The organism is Pseudomonas sp. NPDC096925 (assembly GCF_044762545.1).
Lineage (GTDB): Bacteria > Pseudomonadota > Gammaproteobacteria > Pseudomonadales > Pseudomonadaceae > Aquipseudomonas.
In genome coordinates, this window is sequence record NZ_JBIWEM010000002.1 from 204,717 (window position 1) to 226,959 (window position 22,243).

Below are 22,243 nucleotides of genomic sequence, written 5' to 3' on the forward strand. Positions count from 1 at the left end.
AGCGCGTATGGCGACAAAGTTGCCAAAAGAAATTCGGCTAAGGCGGCAGAAAACGTTACCCTATGCAACTGAATTTCCCGCACTTGCCTGAGGTTACCTCCGTGTTCTCCCAATTCGCCCTGCACGAACGCCTGCTTAAAGCCGTGGCCGAGCTTAACTTTGTCGAGCCAACCCCGGTGCAGGCCGCGGCCATCCCCCTGGCCCTGCAAGGGCGTGACCTGCGCGTGACCGCGCAGACCGGCAGCGGCAAGACCGCAGCCTTCGTGTTGCCGCTGCTCAACCGCCTGGTCGACCTGCGCGAGCGCCGCGTGGAGATCCGTGCGCTGATCCTGCTGCCGACCCGTGAACTGGCCCAGCAGACCCTCAAGCAGGTGCAGCTGTTCTCGCAGTTCACCTACATCAAGTCGGGCCTGGTCACCGGTGGTGAAGACTTCAAGGAACAGGCCGCCATGCTGCGCAAGGTGCCGGACGTGCTGATCGGCACCCCGGGCCGCCTGCTGGAGCAGCTGAACGCCGGCAACCTCGACCTGTCCCACGTGCAGGTGCTGATCCTCGACGAAGCCGACCGCATGCTCGACATGGGCTTCGCCGAGGACATGGAGCGCCTGTGCAAGGAGTGCGAGAACCGCCAGCAGACCCTGCTGTTCTCCGCCACCACCGGTGGTGCGGCCCTGCGCGACATGATCGGCAAGGTGCTGAAAGACCCTGAGCACCTGATGCTCAACAGCGTTTCGCAGCTGGCCGAAGGCACCCGCCAGCAGATCATCACCGCCGACCACGACCAGCACAAAGAGCAGATCGTGCAGTGGCTGCTGGCCAACGAAACCTTCGACAAGGCGATCATCTTCACCAACACCCGCGCCCTGGCCGACCGTATCTACGGCCACCTGGTGGCCAAGGACGTGAAGGCCTTCGTGCTGCATGGCGAGAAGGACCAGAAGGACCGCAAGCTGGCCCTGGACCGCTTCAAGCAGGGCAGCTCCAAGGTGCTGGTGGCTACCGACGTGGCGGCCCGTGGCCTGGACATCGACGGCCTCGACCTGGTGATCAACTTCGACATGCCGCGCAGCGGTGACGAGTACGTGCACCGTGTGGGCCGTACCGGCCGCGCCGGTGGCGAAGGTTTGGCGATCTCGCTGATCACCCACAACGACTGGAACCTGATGTCGAGCATCGAGCGCTACCTCAAGCAGCAGTTCGAGCGCCGGGTAATCAAGGAAGTGAAGGGCACCTACAGTGGGCCGAAGAAGGTCAAGGCCTCGGGCAAGGCGGCGGGCAGCAAGAAGAAAAAGGTCGAGAAGAAGACCGGTGACAAGAAGGCAGCCGCCAAGCGCAAGCCAACCGCCAAGCCGAAGGCCAACGCACCGCTGGCCAGCGCTGACGGCCTGGCGCCGCTGAAGAAGCGCAAGCCTGCGGCTGAGTAACGCTCGGTAACGGTGTTAGCTTCTTCGCGGGTGAACCCGCTCCCACAGCGACCCTACAGGCTTCCAGGCCTGTGCGATCCCTGTGGGAGCGGGTTTACCCGCGAAGAGGCCAGCACAGGCGGCCACTATTCAGCCTTTTTCTCCGCCTCTTTCAACTCCTTGATCCGCTTGTCGATCAGCTGACACTTGTCGGGCAAATCCTTGCTCGCCGTCCCAAGCTCCATCCCTTGAAGCTCGTCATTGATCTCCTTGGCCTTCTGCGGGTTCTGCTCGGTCAACTGGGTGACCAACCCGGCCAGCTCTTCGCGTTTCTGCGTCGCTTCTTCCGGTGTGCAGGCCCAGGCGGGCAGGGCGCAGAACAGGGCAGTGGCGCAGGCAATGGGCAGCAGCAGTTTCATCCTTCCTACCTCCGGCGGTGGTAATGCCCGGTGGAGGCATGTGCCTGGCCGTTAGTTCAGCGCCTTCGACCGGTGGCACTTCATGGTCAGCCTGTCCGCAGCCGGGCATCTGACCTAGCCTTGTGAGCCATTTGGCCAGGCTACTTCCCTCCAGGTTGTAATCCCTTTCCCAAAACCTCCTGAAGCTATTGAAGAGTGGGCGATCGCTCCCTAGCCTTGGCCTGGATCAGGAGGTATCGTATGTACAGATGTAAATACGGAGCGTCCCATGTTCTTTGAATGGGACGATGCCAAGAACCAGATAAACATCCGCAAGCACGGCATCGACTTCAGCGATGTTCCGGATATGTTCAATCACCCGATGCTGATTCGCCGCGATGACAATCCGGACCACGATGAGGAACGCTGGGTCTGCCTGGGCTGGCTGAAGTGTCTGATAGGCGTGGTCGTGTACACGGAAAGGCAGGGTGATGTCATTCGCATCATTTCTGCATGCAAAGCCACCAGATGGGAGGCCAAACATTATGACCAAAGCATCGAAAACTGACTGGAGTCGCCTGGCTCGACAGGACGACCAGGCTATTGATACCTCGGATATTCCTGAGCTGGATGAAAATTTCTTCCGAGAGGCCGAGCTGCGAGTTCCAGCCAAGCAGACGGTGACCATTCGCCTCGATTCCGATGTCCTCGCCTGGTTCAAAGAGCAGGGTAGTGGCTACCAGACCCGGATCAACCAGTTGCTGCGCCAGTACATGCAAGCGCAACAACGCCAGCGCTGAGATATTTCGGAACGCCGGGCAACCTCGACAGGTCCCAACCTGTGTACCCCTTCCGTCCACAGCAGGAGCCCGTAGTCATGAGCATCGCCTACGACTGGGACCTGATCGAGCGTTTGCTGCACGAGGTGCAGAACGGCGCCGGTCACAGCTTCACGCCACGCCCCTATGCCGAGCAGCACGCTGCGGCACTGGCTGCCAAGGGGGAGCCGGTGGGCGACCTGGACCACCTGAAAACCCGTGCCTGCGAGTACGAAAGGCTGCTGTTCGAACGTGGCTTTATCGAAACCCGGCCCGAAGAGGACGGTGGCAATGGCGAGAACTTCGTGCTGACCGAGCGCGGTTCGCGGCTGCTGAGCCTGATCGACAGCAGCATCCCCGGCTTCGAGCACCCGCGCCAGGTGCTGGACGAGCAGGAGGACGCGCTGGACGAAACCACCTTCGAGCAGGTGTCGGCGAAGGCGCAGATTGCCTGAGGTCGTTTTGAGGCTGGCAAGGGCGGCCATGGAAACCCGATAATCGGTAGTTCCTGAACACTGCCGAGCCCTTGCCCATGCCAATGACCATTTCAGAGGCCCGCCCATGAGCGCGGTCCGCAAGAACCCTGATGCCTTTGCCTTCCAGGTGATGCTGGGGCTGTGCCTGATCTGGGGCTGCCAGCAGGTGTTGATCAAGACCGCCGCTGTCGATATCGCCCCGGTGATGCAGGCGGCCTTGCGCAACGGGATCGCCGCCGTGCTGGTGGGCCTGATGCTGTGCTGGCGTGGTGGCTGGGAGCAGGTCGGCAGCACCTGGCGTGCCGGGGTGGTGGCGGGCGGGCTGTTCGGCCTGGAGTTCCTGTTCATTGCCGAGGGGCTGAAGCTGACCTCGGCGGCGCACATGTCGGTGTTCCTCTATACCGCGCCGGTGTTCACCGCGTTGGGCCTGCATTTCCGGTTGCCCAGCGAACGCCTGCGGCTGCTGCAATGGCTGGGGATTCTGCTGGCCTTCGGCGGCATTGCCATGGCATTTGCCGGCGGTATGTCGTTCGAGCACATGGATGGGCGCACCCTGTTGGGGGATGCGTTTGGCGTGATTGCCGGGCTGGCCTGGGGCGCGACCACGGTGGTGGTGCGTTGCTCGCGGCTGTCGGAAGCGCCGGCCACCCTGACCCTGTTCTATCAGTTGGCGGTGGGCTTTGCCGGGTTGCTGCTGATTGCCTTGCTCAGTGGGCAGATCGGCGCGGTGTCGTTTACACCGTTGGCGATGGGTAGCGTGCTGTTCCAGGGGATTGTGGTGTCGTTCATCAGCTACCTGACCTGGTTCTGGTTGCTGCGCAAGTACCTGGCGTCGAACCTGGCGGTGTTTTCGTTCATCACCCCGCTGTTCGGGGTGACCTTTGGCGTGTTGCTGCTGGATGAGCCGCTGAGCCTGAACTTTGTGGTTGGCGCGTTGATGGTGCTGCTGGGGGTGATCCTGGTGAGTGCCGAGCCTTGGGTGAAGCAGCAACTGCGTAAGCTTGTTGGGTAATCTGTAGCCTGTGCCGGCCTCTTCGCGGGTAAACCCGCTCCCACAGGGGGGCACGATCCTCAAGACCTGTGCAGTACCTGTGGGAGCGGGTTTACCCGCGAAGAGGCCGGCACAGGCAACTGCAATTCAGGATGCAGCCTTGGCCTGACAGGCGCTGCCCTGCGGTGCAGAGCCGGCAAACAGCACCAACCCCCCAGCCACCACCAACCCTCCCGCCGCCACCATCAGCGCCGGCTGCAGCCCGCCGCTGTAATGGCTGCTGAGCGCGGCCAGCAACGGCCCGCTCAACTGCCCCAGGGCAAAGCACGCCGTCAGCAGCCCGGCATTGCGCTGCGTGGCATGCGGCGCCAGCTCCCGCGAGCGCTGCATCACCAGCTGCATGCAGGCCAGGAACGGCCCGCCACACAGCACCACGCCCAACGCCAGCCCGACACCCCCGCCCATCAGGCAGGCCAGCACGCCCAGCCCCTGCAACCACAGGGTGGCGGTCAACCAGGTCGAGGTGCGGCCACCACGCCGCAGGCTCACCAGCAGCACCCCCAGCGCCGCCGCCAGGCCGAACGCCGGCCAGAACAGGTCGGCCAGCCACTGCCCGCGGAACTGTTGGTTGGCCATCTGCGACAGAAAGGTGGCCGGCAGGATGTAACCCACGCCATACAGCGCATAAACCAGCCCCAGGCGGCCGATGCCGACACTGCGCGTCGGGCCCTGGCCTGCAGCCGACGGCACCGGCGCCGCTTGCAGCGCCCGCGGCAGCCAAGGCCGGAGCGCAAGCAGCATCACCAGCGCGGCCACGGCATAGATCAGCCACAGTGCTGCCGAGCCCAGCCCCCACAAATGCGCCACCAGCGCCAGCAAACCCGTCAGCGCAATGCCCAGGCCGGGCCCGGCGAACACCAGGGCACCCAGGCGCTGGCGGTTGTTGGCATTGGCTACCTGCTGGCTGAGGCTGGTGATCATCACCAGCACCCAGGCGCTGGCCACGCCGGTGCCGAAGCGCAGCAACAGGTGGCTCCAGAACCCGTCGGCGGCCCATGAGGCCAGGGTCAGCAGCACGCACAGCCACAGCCCGCCATGCAGGCGCAGGCGCACCTGGCCCGGCGCGCGGGCGAACATGGCGTCGACCGCGCCGATGAAGTAACCCAGGTAGTTGGCCGCTGCCACCAGCCCGGCGACCGTCAGGTCGAACTGGCCTTCGGCAATCAGTTGCGGCAGTTGCGGGGTAAGGGCGAAGCGGCCGATGCCCATGGCCATCATCAGCGCCACGGCGCTGGCCAGCAGTTGAATGAGTGGCGACATGGCAAGTCTCCTGCGCGGATGTAAGCGATGGCTGGCAGGTTAGGGCGGTTTCTTTTTCAATAAAATTGAATAATGATGATCAAGTTGTTCTGTTTTGGAGAATGCCGTGGAATTCAGCCAGCTGCGTATCTTCCAGGCCGTGGCCGAGGAGGGTTCGGTCACCCGCGCCGCAGAGCGCCTGCATCGGGTGCCGTCGAACCTGTCGACGCGCTTGCGCCAGCTCGAAGAGCAGCTGGGTGTCGAGCTGTTCCTGCGCGAGCGCCAGCGCCTGCAGCTGTCGCCGGCGGGCAAGGTGCTGCTGGACTACGCCAGCCGCATGTCAGCCTTGCGCGACGAGGCGCTGGCCGCCGTGCGGGGTGGCCAACCGGCCGGGGACTTCGTGCTGGGGACCATGTACAGCACGGCAGCGACCCATTTGCCGGCGTTGCTGGCGCGTTATCATCAGGCCTACCCGGCGGTGAACCTGCAGGTGCGCGCCGCGCCCAGTGGCGAACTGCTGGAAGGCCTGCTCAACCACAGCCTGGACGCGGCCCTGGTGGACGGGCCGCCGAGCCTGGCGGGGCTGGATGGCGTGCCGTTGTGCGAGGAGGAACTGGTGCTGATCACCAGCCCTGAGCATCCTGTGGTGCATACTGCCAAGGATGTGGCGGGCAAGGCGGTGTTCACCTTCCGTCAGGGCTGCTCGTACCGCATGCGCCTGGAGGCCTGGTATGCCCATGCCCATACGCCCATGGGCCGGGTGATGGAGATCGAGTCTTACCAGAGCATGCTGGCCTGCGTGATCGCCGGCGCGGGGGTGGCGATGATGGCCCGGTCGATGCTCGACAGCCTGCCCGGGCGCGACCGGGTGCGGGTGCACCAACTGCAGGCACCGTTCGATCAGGCGGTCACCTGGTTGATGTGGCGCCAGGGCATGCGCGGGGCGAATTTGCAGGCCTGGATCGACCTGCAACAAAGCGAAACGATTAACCAGTCGTCGGAATGCGCCGCTACGGCTTGATCCGTATCAAAATGGCCCGTATCTGTAGGTGTAGAGGCATGCGTAATACAGGACATAGGGCTATGATCTGTATGAAACATCGCAGGATTGAATTGCCGTGAGGCTGACCCGTCAAGGGGGCATTATGAATAAACCACTGTCCAACTGGCTCCACGACCTGGCTGTCGCCTTGGGGCTGATTCCACCACCCTTGCAGCCGGTGCCGATCCCGACTGATGAGGAGCAGCGCAAACGCCAACCGCGTCGTCGCTGATAAATACAAAGGCCGCTGCACCTGGGTGGGTGCAGCGGCCTTTTCGTGTCTGCCAGTTGTGTTGCCTGTACCGGCCTCATCGCGGGCTTGCCCGCTCCCACAGGTACCCCATGAATTTCAAGGCTTGTGGTATCCCTGTGGGAGCGGGCGAGCCCGCGAAGAGGCCAGTTCAGGCTGTAGATCAGGCCAGTTTCACCGCCGCCACCGATTTACGCGACATCAGGCTAACGACCACAAAACTCACCAGGCCAACCGCCAGGCTGTAGTAGATCGGCGTATTGGCCTCCAGCCCATCCTTGAACATGAACAGCAGCGCGGTAGCGAAGCCCAGCGACATGCTGGCGATCGCCCCGGCGGTGGTAGCGCGTTTCCAGAAGATCGCCCCGATCAGCGGGATCAGCATGCCGCCGACCAGCAGGTTGTAGGCCAAAGTCAGGGCGTTGATCACATCGTTCACCATCAGGGCGATGCCCAGCACCACCAGCCCGGTGAGCAGGGTGAACAGGCGGCTGACGCCCAGGCTCGACTGCTTGCCGCCACGCAGCTTGGGCAGCAGGTCTTCGGTCAGGGTGGTCGACGCAGCCAGCAGGCCGGCGCTGGCGGTGGACATCATGGCGGCCAGCGCCGCTGCCATCAGCAGGCCACGGATGCCATCGGGCAGGGTGGTCTTGATCATCTCGGCAAAGGCATTGTTCGGGTTGGCCAGGTCGGGCATCAGCACGTGCGCAGCCATGCCGATCGTGGCGCAGGCCAGGCCGTACAGTACGCAGTACACACCGGCAGTGGTACCGGCACGCTGGCAGACCTTCTCGTCACGGGCAGTGAACACCCGCTGCCAGATGTCCTGGCCGATGAGGATGCCGAAGAAGTAGATCAGGAAGTAGGTGATGATGGTGTCCCAGCCAATGGTGGTCAGCTGGAAGCTGGCCGCCGGCAGCTTGGCCACCAGGGTGTCCCAGCCACCGGCCTTGTACAGGCACACTGGCAGCAGGATGAACATCAGGCCGACGGTCTTGATCACGAACTGGACGATGTCGGTCAGGGTCAGCGACCACATGCCGCCAATGGTCGAGTACAGCACCACCACACCACCACCCAGCAGCAGCGAGGCCCAGAACGGCAGGTCCAGCAGCACCTGCAATACGGTGGCCATGGCCAGGGTCGAGGTGACGCCGATCATCAGTGCGTAGGCCAGCATGATCACGGCGCTGGCCTGGCGTGCGGTCGGGTTGTAGCGCTGCTCCAGTACCTGGGTCACGGTGAAGATGCGCAGGCGCAGCAAGGGTTTGGCCAGGAACAGGTTGAGGGCGATGATGCCCAGGCCCAGGGCTGCGCACAGCCAGAAGCCGGAGATGCCGTGGACGTAGCCCAGGCGTACGGTGCCGACGGTAGACGCACCACCGAGCACGGTAGTGGCCATGGTGCCCATGTACAGGACCGGGCCGAGGTTGCGCCCGGCCACCAGGTAGTCCTCATGGGTTTTCGCGCGCCGCATGCCATACCAGCCAAGCCCGAGCATGCCGACGGTATAGATCATTACAACAATGATGTCCAAGGCCATTGGGGGTCTCCCGATTATCTTTATTATGGCGAGATCGACCACGCGGGCGGGTTCACGGCGCCCGGCGGTCTTGTCGTGTTGTTGGCGGGCCTCTGTGGCCCTCCCTCATGGCTCCTGCCGGGGTGTAGCGGTATTAACGACGCACTACGCCTGGTAGCACGCAGAGCATTTCGAACAGCAGGTTGGCACCGAGCAGCGAGGTGTTGCCGGTGGTGTCGTAAGGCGGGGAGACTTCGACAAGGTCACAGCCGATCAGGTCCAGGCCGTGGCAGCCGCGAATGATCTCCATCGCCTGGATGGTGGTCAAGCCGCCGATTTCCGGGGTGCCGGTGCCTGGTGCCCAGGCCGGGTCGATGCCGTCGATATCGAACGACAGGTACACCGGGCCACCGCCGACCTTTTCCCGCACTTCGGCCATCAGTGGCGCCAGCGACTTGTGCCAGCACTCTTCGGCCTGGACCACGCGGAAGCCCTGGCGGCGGCTCCAGTTGAAGTCATCGGCGGTGTAACCCTGGGCGCGCAGGCCGATCTGCACCACGCGCTCGCAATCGAGCAGGCCTTCTTCCACGGCGCGGCGGAAGGTGGTGCCGTGGGCGATCTTCTCGCCGAACATGTGGTCGTTGACGTCGGCATGGGCATCGATGTGCACCAGGCCGATCTTGCCGTGCTTCTTGTGCAGCGCGCGCAGGATCGGCAGGGTGATGGTGTGGTCGCCACCCAGGGTCAGCGGGATGATGTTGTGCTCGAGGATCTCGTCATACGCTTCTTCGATGATGCGTACGGCATCCAGCAGGTTGAAAGTGTTGATTGCCACGTCACCGATGTCGGCCACCGACAACGAGTCGAACGGTGCAGCCCCGGTGGCCATGTTGTACGGGCGGATCATCACCGATTCGGCGCGGATCTGCCGCGGGCCGAAGCGGGTGCCGGAGCGCAGCGAGGTGCCGATGTCCAGTGGCACGCCGATGAACGCGGCGTCCAGGCCTTGGGCACTTTGCAGGTGGGGGAGGCGGAGCATGGTGGCGATGCCGCCGAAACGCGGCATTTCGTTGCCGCCCAGTGGTTGGTGGAGGATCTTGTCCACGGTGGGCCTCATCAGTCGGTCGATTGTTCTGTTTGTTCGAACCTGTGCCGCCGCGCGCCTTCCAGGAGTGGTCTTGTCGGCGGGCAGGGACATTTCGGCCAAGTCTGCTGAAGGTAGTGCCGGGGAAAAATCGCTACCGGCAAATACTTAGTTCAGGAATTTCTGAACTAAAAGCCGGCAGAGCGGTTAGACTGCGCGCAAATACCCTTGCGGAACGTTGCACCATGGCCTCGACCCTGCCCGACCTGAAACTGCTGCGCATCTTCGTCAGCGTGGTGCGCCACCAGGGTTTCGCCAACGCCCAGCGCGAGCTGAACCTGTCGACCTCGGCCATCAGCACCTACATGAGCCAGCTGGAAGGCGCCCTGGGGATCGTGCTGTGCCACCGCGGCCGTGGCGGTTTCAGCCTGACCAGCAAGGGCGAGCTGTTCCATCAGGAGACCCTGCGCCTGCTGGCCGAGCTGGACGGTTTCGAGCAGTATGCAGCCGCCCTGAAGGGCGAGTTGCGTGGCACCCTCAACCTGGGAGTGATCGACTCCACCGTCGGTGACCGGGCCTTGCCGCTGGCCGAAGCCATCGGCGCCTACAGCCAGGAGCACCCGGCGGTGCACCTGCACCTGTCGGTGTCCAGCCCTTACGAGCTGCAGCTGGGCGTGCAGGACAACCGCCTGGACCTTGCCATCGGGGCGTTTTCCTCGCGCATGAGCGGGCTGCTTTACCAGCCGCTCTACCGTGAGCAGCACTGGCTGTACTGCAGCAGCCGCCACCCGTTGTATGCCGAACGGCGCATTCCCGAGCCGGTGGTGACCCAGCAGCGCATGGTCGGACGGGGCTACTGGAGCCAGGCCGAGCTGGCCCGGCATGGCTTCAAGCACAGCGCAGCGACGGTGGAGAGCATGGAAGCGCAATTGATCCTGATTCTCTCCGGGGCCTACATCGGCTACCTGCCCGAGCACTATGCCCAGGCCTGGGTCGACAAGGGCGACTTGCGCGTGCTGTCGCCGTCCACTTTCGGTTACCAGGCACCGTTCTCGCTGATCATTCGCCGCGGGCGCAGCCGCGAGCCGTTGATCCAGACTTTCCGCGACCTGCTCAAGAGTCAGCTCAACGTCGGCTGAGGTACGGCGCATGCCTGTATTTCGTCGGTGTGCGCTAAATAGTTGGCGCCGCTGACCGACAACATAATGGCGTCCTGCTATACATCACACTTGCGTGTGTTGATGACTATCTCCCTTTAATCCTGCAAGGATTGCCCAAGATGCGCATGAATTTGCCCGTCACTGAGCACGAAAGAACTTTTCCTAACGATCAACGCCTGATTTCCACTACGGACCTCAACAGCCGCATAACCTACTGCAACGACGCTTTCGTGGCGATCAGCGGGTTCACCTACGACGAGCTGGTCGGCCAACCCCATAACCTGGTGCGCCACCCGGACATGCCGCCAGCGGTGTTCGGCCACATGTGGGAAACCATCAAACAGGGCAAACCCTGGATGGGCGTGGTCAAGAACCGGGCGAAAAACGGCGATCACTACTGGGTCAGTGCCTATGTCACGGCCATCTACGAGCAGGGCCGTATCAGCGGCTACGAGTCGGTGCGCTCGGTGCCCACCCGCGAGCAGATCCGCCGCGCCGAGGCGTTGTACGCACGCTTGCGGGCCGGCCGCGCGGCGGTGCCGTGGGCGGCCCGGCTGGGGCATGGCCTGGGCCACGGGTGGCCCTTGATCGGTGCGGGCCTGCTGTCGGCGGCAGGCTACCTGTGGCTGCCGACTTATGCGGCGCTCGGGGTGCTGATGGCCAGCCTGCTGCTGGCCTGGTATCTGGTCGAGCACCGGCAGAACCAGGCTATCCGCCACACGCTGGCCGAGCATCCCAAGGCCTTCACCAGCCCACTGGTGGCGCTGACCTACAGCGATAACCCGGGCCTGCAGGGCCAGCTCGACCTAGCGATCATCAGTGAGGAGGCACGCCTGCAAACGGCCTTGACCCGCCTGGTGGATGCCGGGGTCGGGGTGAAGTCGCGGGCGGCGCAGTCGTCCGACTTGTCCGATGCCCAGGCCCAGATGCTCGACCGCCAGCGCAACGAGACCGACCAGTCCGCCACCGCCATTGCGCAGATGGCGGCGACCATCCAGGAGGTTACCCACAACGTGCAGAGCACGGCGCATGCAGCGGGTGATGCCGACCAGCTGGCGCAGCAGGGCAGCGAGCTGGCCCTGCAGAGCCTGAAAGCCATGGGCAGCATGAGCGATGCCGTCAATGACATTGGCCAGGCGGTGAACGCCTTGGCCGAGCAGACCCAGTCGATCGGCAGCGTGGTCGATGTGATCACTTCGATTGCCGAGCAGACCAACCTGCTGGCGCTCAATGCCGCCATTGAAGCGGCACGCGCCGGCGAACAGGGGCGCGGGTTTGCCGTGGTGGCGGATGAGGTGCGTTCGTTGGCCCAGCGCACTCGTGCCTCGACCGAGGAAATCCATCACATCATCGCGTCGTTGCGCGCCGGGGCAGAGCGTGCGGTCAGTACGGCGAACCGTGGTGAGCAGATCTCGCGGGACAGCGTGCACAGTGTCGAGGCTGTGCAGGCGGCATTGAGCGGGATTGCCCAGGCGGTCAGCCGCATCACTGGCATGAGCCAGCAGATGGCGACGGCGTCGGAGCAGCAGAGCCATGTAGCCGAGGACATCAACCAGCAGATCGTGAGGATTGCCCAGCTGTGCGACCAGAGTGCCGGGCAGGCCAGGCAGGGCGCGGAAATCAGCCAGGACCTGGAGCGCATGGCAGAGTACCTGCATAGCTTGGCGGAGCGGTTCAACCGTTGAGATCGCTAGGGCTGCTTTGCAGCCCTTTCGCCCTGTAGGAGCGGGTTTACCCGCGATCACGGGCGAAGCCCGTGCCAGCCACCGCATTGCCTGCATCGCGGGCAAGCCCGCTCCTACAGGGCGAAAGGCCCGCAAAGCGGGCCCCGGTTCTGTGGCAAACTGTTCCCGCCAAGGAGAACCCCATGCCCAGACCCCGCTGCGAGCGCTGCCAGCGCCCGCTCGACCATTGCCTCTGCCCACTGATCCCCGCGCTCGACAGCCGCACCCGCGTCATCCTGCTGCAGCACCCCAGTGAAACCGCCCATGCCCTGAACACTGCCCGCCTGGCCGCCCTTGGCCTGAACAATGCCGAGTTGCGGGTAGGTGAGGTGTTCGATGACCTGAACGAACTGCTGGCTACCCCCGGTTACCGGCCGGCCCTGCTGTTCCCGGGTGACGACGCCCAGGTGCTGCAGGCCTATGGCGAGACGGACGACAAACCCTTGCTGTTGATCGTGCCCGACGGTACCTGGCGCAAGGCGCGCAAGCTGCTGTACCTGAACCCGGTGCTGGTGGCGTTGCCGCGGGTGACGCTGGGGGCGGTCGCGCCTTCACGCTACCGGCTGCGCAAGGCGCCGGAGGCGGGGGCGCTGTCGACTATCGAGGCGGTGGTGGGGGCGCTCGATGCGCTGGAGCAACCGGCCTGCTTCGATGCGTTGCTGGCGCCGTTCGAGGCGTTGATCGAAGGGCAGATCAGGGCCATGGGCGAGGAGACGTTCCAGCGCAACCATGGCACCGAGTGAGCGCAAGGGGGCTGCTCTGCAGCCCTTTCGCGACACAAGGCCGCTCCCACAGTAGTTGATCCTCCTGTGGGAGTGGCCCCGGCGATCTCGAACCCGATCAACGCATCTCAGGCAAACGCGCCTCGGTGCGTACTTCGGTGGTAGCCAGCGCTTCCGGCGGCAGCGAAATACGCTGCTTGCTCAGCAGCTCACCCATGGTCGCCAGTACACGGTAGCGCGAGAACTCCTCGGTATAACGCACCTCGGTGTAGCGGCGGTCGGCGTTGTACAGCTCGTTTTCACTGTCGAGCAGGTCGAGCAGGGTGCGCTGGCCCAGGCCGAACTGGTCCTGGTAGGCGGCACGCACGCGCTTGGTGGTCTCGGCGTATTCACGCGCGGTTGGCAACTGCTTGCTGGCGTTGTTCATGGCGTTCCACGCCAGGCTCAGGTTCTCGGTCAGCTCACGCAGGGCGTTGTTGCGAATGTCCAGGGCCTGGTTGATCTTGTGCGCGTCGGACTGCAGGCGAGCCTTGTCGCTGCCACCGCGGAACAGGTTGTAGTTCATTTCAACGCCAGCTTGCCAGTCGTTGTTGTTGTGGCCTTTCTCGCCGCCGGTGTTGTTGTTGGCACCAGTGGCCAGAATGGCGTCGAAGCGTGGGTAGAAGGTCGACTTGGCCACTTCGTATTGCTGCTCGGCAGCATTCACGTCAGCCTGGGCAGACTTGATGTACGGGTTGTTCTGGCGCATGCCGTCGCGGGCTTCATCGAGGGTGCCAGGCACCTCGCCCTTGATGGTCTGCGGGCTTTCCAGCTCGTCCGGCATACGGCCGACGACGCTGAAGAAGTTGGCCTCGGCGTCGGCCAGGTCGACTTCGGCGGTGTCCAGGTTGTTTTCTGCCAGGGCGCGACGTGCGCGGGACTGGTCAAGGTCGGCGGTGCTGCCGACACCGCGCTCGTTGCGCAGGCCAATCTGGTCGTTGACGCGCAGATGGGCTTGCAGGTTGTTCCTGGCCAGGGCTACCAGTTCACGGCGTTTGAGCACTTCCAGGTACACCTCGACTGCACGCAGGGCGACATCCTGGGCGACGGCCTGGGTGTAGTAGGCGCGGGAGGTGGAGACCGCTTCGGTGCGGCCCACTTCATTCGCGGTGTTGAAGCCGTCGAAGATCATCTGCCGCAGGCGCAGTTCGGACTGGGTGTAGTTGAGGGTTTCCTTGTTGTGGTTGCCCTCGGCACGGGTAGTGGTGTTGTCCGAACGCTGGCGGCCATAGCCGGCGACCAAATCCACGGAAGGGTAGTAGCCACCACGCGCAAACTTCACATCTTCATCGGCCGACAGCTTGCTGTTGCGATTGGAGCTGACTTGCGGATGGTAGTCCACGGCGCTCTGGACAGCCTCTGTGATCGACATCGCCTGTACGTTGGCACTCGCCAGGGCCAACAGTAATGCACTGGTGATGGGGTTCAAAACGCGCATGGTACATCTCCCTGATCCTGGAATTGATCCTGCTGCTCGCCAAAAAAATGACGATAAAGTTACCGCGTATAGTGTTGCAGGTTTTTAACAACACAGCTAAGTACATTCAACGCGATAGATAAGAAGATTTCTTCATATCAAATTGCCATATAAGACATATATTGTCTAATTGGTTCGCGAAAAAAACACAGGCTGCGGCACCGTTAAAAGCCGTGAAAGCCAATGGATACAGGGTTCGTGCGCGGTTCCAGAACTATTTCGGATAAGAGAAATATCAGTTAGGCGAAATTGATATTTGGCGACAAAATATTGTCACTTTGGCTTCTGCAGAGTTTTCTGGCTGAGGATATACAGGCTTACCAGTACGGCGCTGGTCAACATGAAGGTGCGCGCCCAGAACAGCGGCACCAGATAGCACGACAGGCCGATGCTGGCCCACATCAGGCCGATGGCGTAGACCTTGCCCTTGAGGGGGATGCCTTCACCACTGAGGTAGTCGCGGATCCACGGCCCGAGCTTCGGGTGATGGACCAGCCAGTGGTGAAAGCGCGGCGAGCTGCGGGCAAAGCAGGCCGCCGCCAATAGCAGGAACGGGGTGGTGGGCAGTACCGGCAGGAAAATCCCCAACACCCCCAACGCGACGCTGAGCCAGCCGGTGGCCAGCAGCAGGTATCGCATAGGCGACTTAGTGGTGGCGTGGTTTGAGCAGCGCCGGCTTTTCGTCAGGGGCGTGCAGCAGCAGGAACAGCGCAGTCAGCGCTTCGGGGATCTGTACGATCATGTCGTCCTGCAGGTTGGTGTTGCTGGCGATATCGGCGAACTCTGGCTGCTCGTCGAACAGGCCCGAGCCGACCATGATCGGCAGCAGCATCTCGCTGACTTCTTCTTCGGCGTTCTCGAACCAGGCCTCTTCACGCAGGAATACGCCTTCCATGAAGCCGATGCACCAGCCGCGCAGGTCGGAATCGTCCGGCTCGTCGGTCAGGTCCAGGTCGCACGGCAGCTCGAACTCGTCGTCGCTGGCCAGCTGGCGGGCGATATGCGCCTTGAGCGCCACCAGGGTGGCTTCGATCTCGGTGCGCTGAGCGTCGCTGGCGTAGTGCGGCTCTTCGGCGAACAGGGCGTCGATCCATTCGCGCTCGGGCACTTCCTCGGCATTGATCGACAGGGCGGTGAGGTAGCCGTGGGCGGCGACATAGTCCAGCGCTTCTTCGTGCAGCTCGTCGGCGTCGAGGAAGGCTTGCAGGCGGGTCAGTTGCTCGGCGAAGGACATTACAGGGCTACCTTGGGGAATAAACGATACCGAATTCTAGCACCTTGCGACGGCGGCGGGGCAAAGGGAACGTCTATCGCCGTGGTGCCCTGCGCGGGGCGGTGCTGCGGTATACTCCGCGATTTTTCATCCAGGGGCAGGTTTTGCCGGCTGCCTGGCAAAAACCGCTTACGCATTTGGCGTGTGCGGGGCGGGTTTTTCGTCCAGCCTGTATCCAGGATGGTACGGCGATTTGTGGAGTTGCACATGCTCGAACAGGCTCAGCGCGTTCTCAAGGACGTCTTCGGCTACGACAGTTTCCGCGGGCGCCAGGCAGCGATCATCGACTGCGTGGCCAATGGCGGCGATGCCCTGGTGCTGATGCCTACCGGTGGCGGCAAGTCGTTGTGTTTCCAGGTGCCGGGGTTGTTGCGCCCAGGCCTGACGGTGGTGGTTTCGCCACTGATCGCGCTGATGGACGACCAGGTCGCCACGCTCGACGAACTCGGTGTGCCGGCTGCCGCGCTGAACTCCACGCTGACGCCGGAGCAGCAGCGTGACCTGGCCGGGCGCCTGCGCCGTGGCGAAGTGAAGATGCTGTACCTGGCGCCGGAGCGCCTGGTGCAGCCGCGCATGCTCGACTTCCTGCGCGACCTGGATATCGCGTTGTTCGCCATCGACGAGGCCCACTGCGTGTCGCAATGGGGCCACGATTTCCGCCCCGAATACCTGCAACTGGGCCAACTGGCCGAGCTGTTCCCGCATGTGCCGCGCATCGCGCTGACCGCCACTGCCGACATGCGCACCCGCGAAGAGATTGTCCAGCGCCTGCACCTGCAAGGCGCCGAGCGCTTCCTGTCGAGTTTCGACCGGCCCAACATCTTCTACCGCATCGTGCCCAAGGAGGCGCCGCGCAAGCAGCTGATGGCCTTCCTTGGTGAGCGCCGCGGCAACGCCGGCATCGTCTATTGCCTGTCACGCAAGAAGGTCGACGAAACTGCCGCCTTCCTCTGTGACCAGGGCTTCCCGGCGCTGCCGTATCACGCCGGCCTGGCTGCCGAGACGCGCGCGGCCAACCAGCACCGCTTCCTCAACGAGGAAGGGCTGATCATGGTCGCCACCATCGCCTTCGGCATGGGCATCGACAAGCCCAACGTGCGCTTTGTCGCCCACCTTGACCTGCCCAAGTCGCTCGAGGCGTACTACCAGGAGACCGGCCGTGCCGGCCGTGACGGGCTGCCGTCCGATGCCTGGATGGCCTACGGGCTGCAGGACATGGTGATGCTCAAGCAGATGCTGCAGAACTCCGAAGGTGACGAGCGCCACAAGCGCATCGAGCAGCACAAGCTCGACGCCATGCTGGCCCTGTGCGAAGAAACCCGCTGCCGCCGCCAGTCGCTGCTGGCCTATTTCGACGAAACCCTCGAGCAACCGTGCGGGCATTGCGACAACTGTGTCGACCAGGTGCAGACCTGGGACGCCACCGAGCCGGCCCGCCAGGCGCTGTCGGCGGTGTTCCGCACCGGTCAGCGCTACGGCGTCGGTCACCTGGTCGACGTGCTGCTGGGCAAGGACACCGAGAAGGTGCGCAATTTCGGCCACGAGAAGCTCTCGGTGTTTGGCGTCGGCAAAGGCCTGGCCGAGGTCGAGTGGCGTTCGCTGTTCCGCCAGCTGGTGGCACGCGGCCTGGTCGACATCGACCTGGAGGGTTACGGCGGCCTGCGCCTGTCCGACAGCTGCCGGCCGCTGCTGCGTGGCGAGGTGACCTTGCAGCTGCGCCGAGACCTCAAGCCACAGACTACCGCCAAGACTTCGTCGTCCAGTGGCGGCAGCCCGGCCAGCCAGCTGGTGCGTGCCGAAGAGCGCGAGCTGTGGGAAGCACTGCGCACCCTGCGGCGCAAGCTGGCCGAGGAGCACAGTGTGCCGCCCTACGTCATCTTCCCCGACTCGACGTTGCTGGAGATGCTGCGCAGCCAGCCGGTCAGCCTCAGCGACATGGCCCAGGTCAGCGGCGTGGGGGCGCGCAAGCTGGAGTGTTATGGCCAGGCCTTCCTCGAGGTGCTGAACAACAGCGGCGGCACCGACGAGGCGCCGAAGGTGGTGCTGGACCTGCGCCACGAACTGGTCAGCCTGGCCCGCGCCGGGATGACCCCGGCGCAGATCGCCGGGCAGCTCAACTGCAGCGAGAAGAACGTCTACAGCCTGCTGGCCGAGGCGCTGGGCCGCCAGGAGCTGAGCCTGGAGCAGGCCCTGGACTTGCCGGAAGACCTGCTGATGGAAGTGCAGGATGCCTTCCTCGATGGCGAGGGCGAGCTGCCACCGGTGTCGGCGATTGCGCCGCTGTTCGGGGCCCGGGTGCCGGAGGGCGTGCTCTACTGCGTGCGGGCGGCGCTGGCGGCCGAGTTCGAACTGTGAGTGGCGACAGGATCGAGGTCAGAACGGTTATCTGCTGACCTTCGTCATGTTTTTTGACGATTATCGAACATTCCAGGGTGCCCGAGCCTTGCCTCGTGGGACGGGCCATGGTTAGCTGCCTAATAATTAGATCTGTTCAATGAGTTGCTTATGCCCCTGACCGACAATCAACACCGCTTCGGCATGCAGCTGGCCCAGATGTCCCGCGGTTGGCGTGCCGAGCTGGACCGCCGCCTGGCCGGGCTCAACCTGTCCCAGGCGCGCTGGCTGGTGTTGCTGCACCTGGCCCGTTTCGAAGATGCCCCGACCCAGCGCGAGCTGGCCCAGAGCGTGGGTGTCGAAGGCCCGACCCTGGCGCGCCTGCTCGACAGCCTGGAAGCGCAGGGGCTGGTACGCCGGCAGGCGGTGCTGGAAGACCGGCGGGCGAAGAAGATTGTGCTGTGCCCGCCGGCCAAGCCGCTGATCGACCAGATCGAAACCATTGCCAATCAACTGCGGGTGGAGCTGTTCACCGGGGTGGACGAGGCGGAACTGCAGGTGTGCATGCGGGTGCATGCCAGGATCCTGGCCAACCTCGAAAAATCCTGAGGGGCCCTGGGGCCGCTTTGCGGCCTTCAAGTTGGCGCTGTCCCTGTGGGAGCGGCTTTAGCCGCGAACACCGGCGCAGCCGGTGCCATGCACCGCGTCGCCTGCTTCGCGGGTGAACCCGCTCCCACAGGGATCTCACCGGCCCTGAAAGCGATGAAGCCCTAGAAGGTATGCCCCAGGTTCAGGTACACCGCCTGCTCATGCGCACTGTTGGCCCCGTAACTCAGGTTCAATGGCCCCAGCGGCGTCTCCAGCCCCAGGAAGATGCTCGCCGCATTGATGTAGCCACTGTCGAATTCGTTATCGTTGTTCCACGCCCGCCCACGCTCCAGCGACCCGCCGATGTACAGCGGGAAGTCCAGCGGCACGTAGGCTCGTGGCGTCAGGCGGCGGTAGTAGACCATGCGCATCAGGCTCACGTTCTGCCCCGACACCGAGTCCTGGCGGAAGCCTGACAGCTCCCGCGCCCCGCCCAGCACGAAGCTCGATGTCACCACTTCGGTCTCATCCAGCGTGCGCCCGTAGCGCCCGCCCAGCACGAAGGTGTTCGGCCCGCTGCTGAGGGCCTTGTCCAGGTTGAACATCCACTGCCGGTAGTCCTGGTCGGAATCCAGCGACTGGTCATACTTGCGCAAGGTCAGGCCGATATCCTCGCCGCGGTGCGGGAAGTACACATTGTCGAGGGTGTCGAACGAGTACTTCAGCTCGTAGAAACCTTCGTTGAAACTGACCTTGGGCAGGTCCTGGTCACCGATGCGCACCTCGGCCTCGCCCCAGGCCTTGCCCACGCCCAGGCGCACTTCACCGTTGGTGCCGATCTGCCGCCCCACGTTCAGGCCGAAGCCGTAACGCTCCAGGCGGTATTCGGCGACCGGGTCGTTGTCCAGGGTGGCTTCGATGTTTTGCGAACCGAAGTCCAGGTAGGGCGCGATGAAATAGCGCGAGCCCACGTCAAGCGGCTGGTAGAACTCGCTGTACAGTTCCTGCTGGTCGCCGATCTGGCCACGGGTCAGCCATTCGGCGCCGAGGCTGTTGATGCCGTTGACCCGGTAGCTGGCGCCCAGGTTGAAGGCGCTGTCGCCGCGCAGGTCGTCCGACAGGTTCAGGCCCAGGCGCAGGTAGTCGGTGCCACCGCGGCGGCCACGGGCGTTGATCACCAGGGTGTTGTCGTCACCCTTGTGCACCACGCGGTACTGCACCCGGTCGAAGTAGTCCAGGCCATACAGCGTGCCCATGTCGGTCTGCAGGCGGTCCAGCTCCAGCGGGGCATTGATGGGCTGGCGGATGTACGAGCGGATGACGTCGTCGCTGACCTTGGAGTCGTTCTCGATCCTGATCGCGGTGATCGTCGGCGTGCGTTGGCGTGGCGAACGGGCCACGGCCAGGCTGCTGTCGCCTTCGGGCTGGCGCAGGGCGAGCAGGCGCGGGTCGAGCAGGCGGGTGGCGCGGTAGCCGGCCTCGATCATTTCCCGGGCGCGGCCAAAATCGGTGACGCCGAAGGCGGTCAGCGGCGGCTGGATGAGGATGTCGTCACGGTGCAGGCTGGCCAGTTGTTCCTCCGAGTTGCGCCGGGTCATCAGGGTGATCGACTGGTTGAGCACGTCGACCACCGTGGCCAGCTGCTTGCGGTCACGCAGCGGGGTGCCGATGTCGACCACGATGGCCAGGTCCACACCCATTTCGCGGGCAACGTCCAGCGGGATGTTGTCGACCATGCCGCCGTCCACCAGCAGCCGGCCGTCCAGCTCGACCGGGGCGAACACCGCCGGGATCGACATGCTGGCGCGGATCACCTGGGGCAGGTGGCCACGGCGGAACACTACCTTTTCGCCGCTGGCGATGTCGGTGGCCACTGCGCGGAAGGGAATGGGCAGCTTGTCGAAGTCACGGGTGTCGGCGGTGTGCGCCAGCTTGCTTTCCAGTAGCAGCGCCAGGTTCTGGCCCTGGATCACGCCCAGCGGCAGGCCCAGGCTGCCGTCGTCGCGAAAACTGAGCTTCTGCTTGACCAGGAAGTCGCGGTCATCCTGCTTGCGCCGGAATGGCACGTCCTTGCGCGGCGGGGCATCGGACAGTGCCTGTTGCCAGTCGAGGGTGGTGGCGAGCTTTTCCAGCTCATCGACACTGTAGCCCGAGGCGTACAGGCCGCCGACCACTGCGCCCATGCTGGTGCCGGCGATGGCGTCGATGCGCACACCCTGTTCCTCCAGGGCCTTGAGCACTCCGATGTGGGCCAGGCCACGGGCCGCGCCACCCGACAGCACCAGGCCAACCTTGGGCCTGGCCGCTTCCGCGGCGAATACCGTGAGGGAGGTAAGGGTAAGCAGGAAACAGAACAGCAAACGGCGCATCGTGAGTCTCAAACCGTGGGCTAAAGACCGCTAGTATAAGCGGCCCCTCACCTGGAGATGCCTCACCATGGCCGACAGCAAACCGGAAATCGTCATCACATATTGCACCCAGTGCCAATGGCTGCTGCGTGCCGCCTGGCTGGCCCAGGAACTGCTCAGCACCTTCGCTGACGACCTTGGCCGAGTGGCGCTGGAGCCTGGCACCGGCGGTATCTTCCGCATCACCTGCAATGGTGTGCAGATCTGGGAGCGCAAGGCCGACGGGGGCTTCCCCGAGGCCAAGGTGCTGAAGCAGCGGGTGCGTGACCAGATCGACCCGCAACGCGACCTGGGCCACAACGACCGCTGAATCAGGCGCCCTCGGCCAGTGGCCGCTGCCTGGGCGGTTGCTCGGCGGCCAGGCGGCTGGACAGCACGATGGCGAAGATGATCAGTGCGCCGCCCAGCAGCATGCGCAAGGTCGGGGTTTCGGCGAACACCACCCAGGCCACGGCTATGCCGTAGACCGGTTCCATGGCGAACACCACGGCGGCGGTGCGCGCCTTGATCACCGACAGGCTGGCGACGAACAGGCTGTGTGCCACGCCGGTGCAGAAGATGCCGAGCAGGGCGATCCACAGCCAGTCCATGGTGGTTACGCCGGCCAGGTCCGGTGCTGCGAACGGCAGCAGGCACAAGCCCACCACCAGGTTCTGCCACAGCGCCGCCTGCACTGCGGGCAGGCGGCCGGAGCCGGCGCGGTTGGTGAGTGACAACAGGGAGAACAGCAGCCCCGACAGCAATGACCAGAGCAGGCCGCCGGTAGCTTCACTGGCCAGGTCGAATGCCGGTGTGACCAGCACCAGGCCAATGCTGACCAGCAATACCAGCACAGCCTCGTTGCGGCGGATGCGCTCGCGGAACAGCAGGCCTTCGAGGATCACGGTAAAGGCCGGGAAGCTGGCGAAGCCGAGGGTGGCGATGGCCACGCCGGCAACCTTTACCGCGATGAAGAAGCTGACCCAATGGCCGGCCAGCAGCACACCGCCGAGCAGCAGGCGGCGGGCGTCCTGGCCGCTCAGGCGTTGCCAGCCCGGCCCGGTCAGGCTGGCGAACAGGGCCAGGGCGAGCACGGCGAAGGCGGCGCGGCCGAAGACGATTATCACCGGGCTGGCGCTGGTAGCCAGTTTGCCGAAGACGCCGGTGAGGCCGAAGAACAGCGCGCCGATATGCAGGGCCCCGAGGGCGGTGCGGTGGTTCATGGGTGGTCCTTGCTCAAGATCTCTACTGGCTGT

Annotated in this window: 22 protein-coding genes; 13 read left to right on the plus strand and 9 right to left on the minus strand. The window is 64.1% G+C overall.

From position 1 onward, the window contains the following. Positions 1 to 62 precede the first annotated feature (62 nt). Positions 63 to 1,424, plus strand: a complete 1,362-nt coding sequence (locus ACIQYU_RS06875; protein ID WP_063912922.1) for a DEAD/DEAH box helicase — start codon at positions 63 to 65, stop codon at positions 1,422 to 1,424. Positions 1,425 to 1,549: 125 nt separating this feature from the next. On the opposite strand, the gene ACIQYU_RS06880 is transcribed toward ACIQYU_RS06875, so the two are convergent. Further along, positions 1,550 to 1,822, minus strand: coding sequence for a hypothetical protein (locus tag ACIQYU_RS06880; RefSeq protein ID WP_025340165.1), 273 nt, complete (start codon positions 1,820 to 1,822; stop codon positions 1,550 to 1,552). A gap of 268 nt (positions 1,823 to 2,090) precedes the next feature. Here ACIQYU_RS06880 and ACIQYU_RS06885 point away from each other — a divergent pair, with 268 nt between their 5' ends. From ACIQYU_RS06885 to ACIQYU_RS06900, 4 genes are all read left to right on the plus strand, one after another. After that, on the plus strand, positions 2,091 to 2,369 hold the full coding sequence (locus ACIQYU_RS06885; protein ID WP_207830913.1) for a BrnT family toxin: 279 nt from the start codon (positions 2,091 to 2,093) through the stop codon (positions 2,367 to 2,369). Continuing rightward, positions 2,347 to 2,601 (plus strand): BrnA antitoxin family protein, encoded by a 255-nt coding sequence (locus ACIQYU_RS06890; RefSeq protein ID WP_046614667.1) that lies wholly within the window; start codon positions 2,347 to 2,349, stop codon positions 2,599 to 2,601. The genes ACIQYU_RS06885 and ACIQYU_RS06890 overlap by 23 nt, the downstream gene beginning before the upstream one ends. Before the next feature lie 77 nt (positions 2,602 to 2,678). Further along, positions 2,679 to 3,074, plus strand: coding sequence for a transcriptional regulator (locus ACIQYU_RS06895; RefSeq protein ID WP_207830915.1), 396 nt, complete (start codon positions 2,679 to 2,681; stop codon positions 3,072 to 3,074). A gap of 106 nt (positions 3,075 to 3,180) precedes the next feature. Beyond that, the gene (locus ACIQYU_RS06900; RefSeq protein WP_233687551.1) at positions 3,181 to 4,107 is read left to right on the plus strand and encodes a DMT family transporter; all 927 of its coding nucleotides are present in this window, start codon (positions 3,181 to 3,183) and stop codon (positions 4,105 to 4,107) included. A gap of 126 nt (positions 4,108 to 4,233) precedes the next feature. Here ACIQYU_RS06900 and ACIQYU_RS06905 read toward each other — a convergent pair whose 3' ends face one another. After that, positions 4,234 to 5,406, minus strand: a complete 1,173-nt coding sequence (locus ACIQYU_RS06905; RefSeq protein WP_402798670.1) for an MFS transporter — start codon at positions 5,404 to 5,406, stop codon at positions 4,234 to 4,236. Positions 5,407 to 5,512: 106 nt separating this feature from the next. Here ACIQYU_RS06905 and ACIQYU_RS06910 point away from each other — a divergent pair, with 106 nt between their 5' ends. Beyond that, complete coding sequence (locus ACIQYU_RS06910; RefSeq protein WP_207830922.1) at positions 5,513 to 6,406, plus strand: putrescine utilization regulator PtrR; 894 nt, start codon at positions 5,513 to 5,515, stop codon at positions 6,404 to 6,406. 124 nt (positions 6,407 to 6,530) lie between these two features. After that, positions 6,531 to 6,659, plus strand: coding sequence for a PA1414 family protein (locus tag ACIQYU_RS06915; RefSeq protein ID WP_009683677.1), 129 nt, complete (start codon positions 6,531 to 6,533; stop codon positions 6,657 to 6,659). Positions 6,660 to 6,840: 181 nt separating this feature from the next. Here ACIQYU_RS06915 and ACIQYU_RS06920 read toward each other — a convergent pair whose 3' ends face one another. Together ACIQYU_RS06920 and speB are read right to left on the minus strand one after the other, a co-directional pair. Further along, entirely contained in the window at positions 6,841 to 8,220 is a 1,380-nt protein-coding gene (locus ACIQYU_RS06920) for a sodium:solute symporter (protein WP_207830924.1), read from the minus strand. Between the two features lie 133 nt (positions 8,221 to 8,353). Further along, the gene (gene speB / locus ACIQYU_RS06925) at positions 8,354 to 9,304 is read right to left on the minus strand and encodes an agmatinase (protein ID WP_085623060.1); all 951 of its coding nucleotides are present in this window, start codon (positions 9,302 to 9,304) and stop codon (positions 8,354 to 8,356) included. 224 nt (positions 9,305 to 9,528) lie between these two features. Between speB and ACIQYU_RS06930 the strand changes: the two genes are divergently transcribed. The 3 genes from ACIQYU_RS06930 (at position 9,529) to ACIQYU_RS06940 (ending at position 12,910) form a co-directional block, all read left to right on the plus strand. After that, a complete protein-coding gene (locus ACIQYU_RS06930; protein ID WP_063912913.1) occupies positions 9,529 to 10,422 on the plus strand; it encodes a LysR family transcriptional regulator in 894 nt (297 codons plus the stop codon). 140 nt (positions 10,423 to 10,562) lie between these two features. Then, complete coding sequence (locus ACIQYU_RS06935; protein WP_207830927.1) at positions 10,563 to 12,128, plus strand: PAS domain-containing methyl-accepting chemotaxis protein; 1,566 nt, start codon at positions 10,563 to 10,565, stop codon at positions 12,126 to 12,128. 182 nt (positions 12,129 to 12,310) lie between these two features. Next, positions 12,311 to 12,910, plus strand: coding sequence for a tRNA-uridine aminocarboxypropyltransferase (locus tag ACIQYU_RS06940; RefSeq protein ID WP_207830929.1), 600 nt, complete (start codon positions 12,311 to 12,313; stop codon positions 12,908 to 12,910). A gap of 97 nt (positions 12,911 to 13,007) precedes the next feature. Here the strand turns inward: ACIQYU_RS06940 and ACIQYU_RS06945 are convergent, their stop codons facing one another. From ACIQYU_RS06945 to ACIQYU_RS06955, 3 genes are all read right to left on the minus strand, one after another. Then, positions 13,008 to 14,366: a TolC family outer membrane protein gene (locus ACIQYU_RS06945; RefSeq protein WP_207830932.1), complete on the minus strand. Its 1,359-nt coding sequence runs from the start codon at positions 14,364 to 14,366 to the stop codon at positions 13,008 to 13,010. 312 nt (positions 14,367 to 14,678) lie between these two features. Further along, positions 14,679 to 15,044: a YbaN family protein gene (locus tag ACIQYU_RS06950; protein ID WP_207830934.1), complete on the minus strand. Its 366-nt coding sequence runs from the start codon at positions 15,042 to 15,044 to the stop codon at positions 14,679 to 14,681. Positions 15,045 to 15,051: 7 nt separating this feature from the next. After that, the gene (locus ACIQYU_RS06955; RefSeq protein ID WP_402798679.1) at positions 15,052 to 15,639 is read right to left on the minus strand and encodes a YecA family protein; all 588 of its coding nucleotides are present in this window, start codon (positions 15,637 to 15,639) and stop codon (positions 15,052 to 15,054) included. 246 nt (positions 15,640 to 15,885) lie between these two features. On the opposite strand from ACIQYU_RS06955, the gene recQ reads away from it, so the two are divergent. Continuing rightward, positions 15,886 to 18,033, plus strand: coding sequence for a DNA helicase RecQ (gene recQ, locus ACIQYU_RS06960; RefSeq protein ID WP_402798682.1), 2,148 nt, complete (start codon positions 15,886 to 15,888; stop codon positions 18,031 to 18,033). Positions 18,034 to 18,183: 150 nt separating this feature from the next. Beyond that, entirely contained in the window at positions 18,184 to 18,621 is a 438-nt protein-coding gene (locus tag ACIQYU_RS06965) for a MarR family transcriptional regulator (protein ID WP_207830940.1), read from the plus strand. 161 nt (positions 18,622 to 18,782) lie between these two features. Here the strand turns inward: ACIQYU_RS06965 and ACIQYU_RS06970 are convergent, their stop codons facing one another. Next, positions 18,783 to 20,969 carry a patatin-like phospholipase family protein gene (locus tag ACIQYU_RS06970; protein WP_207830942.1) on the minus strand — a complete coding sequence of 729 codons (2,187 nt, stop codon included), beginning with the start codon at positions 20,967 to 20,969 and terminating at the stop codon, positions 18,783 to 18,785. Between the two features lie 67 nt (positions 20,970 to 21,036). Here ACIQYU_RS06970 and ACIQYU_RS06975 point away from each other — a divergent pair, with 67 nt between their 5' ends. After that, positions 21,037 to 21,318 carry a SelT/SelW/SelH family protein gene (locus ACIQYU_RS06975; protein WP_003259082.1) on the plus strand — a complete coding sequence of 94 codons (282 nt, stop codon included), beginning with the start codon at positions 21,037 to 21,039 and terminating at the stop codon, positions 21,316 to 21,318. 1 nt (position 21,319) lies between these two features. Here ACIQYU_RS06975 and ACIQYU_RS06980 read toward each other — a convergent pair whose 3' ends face one another. After that, positions 21,320 to 22,210, minus strand: a complete 891-nt coding sequence (locus ACIQYU_RS06980) for a DMT family transporter (protein ID WP_207830944.1) — start codon at positions 22,208 to 22,210, stop codon at positions 21,320 to 21,322. Positions 22,211 to 22,243 lie beyond the last annotated feature (33 nt).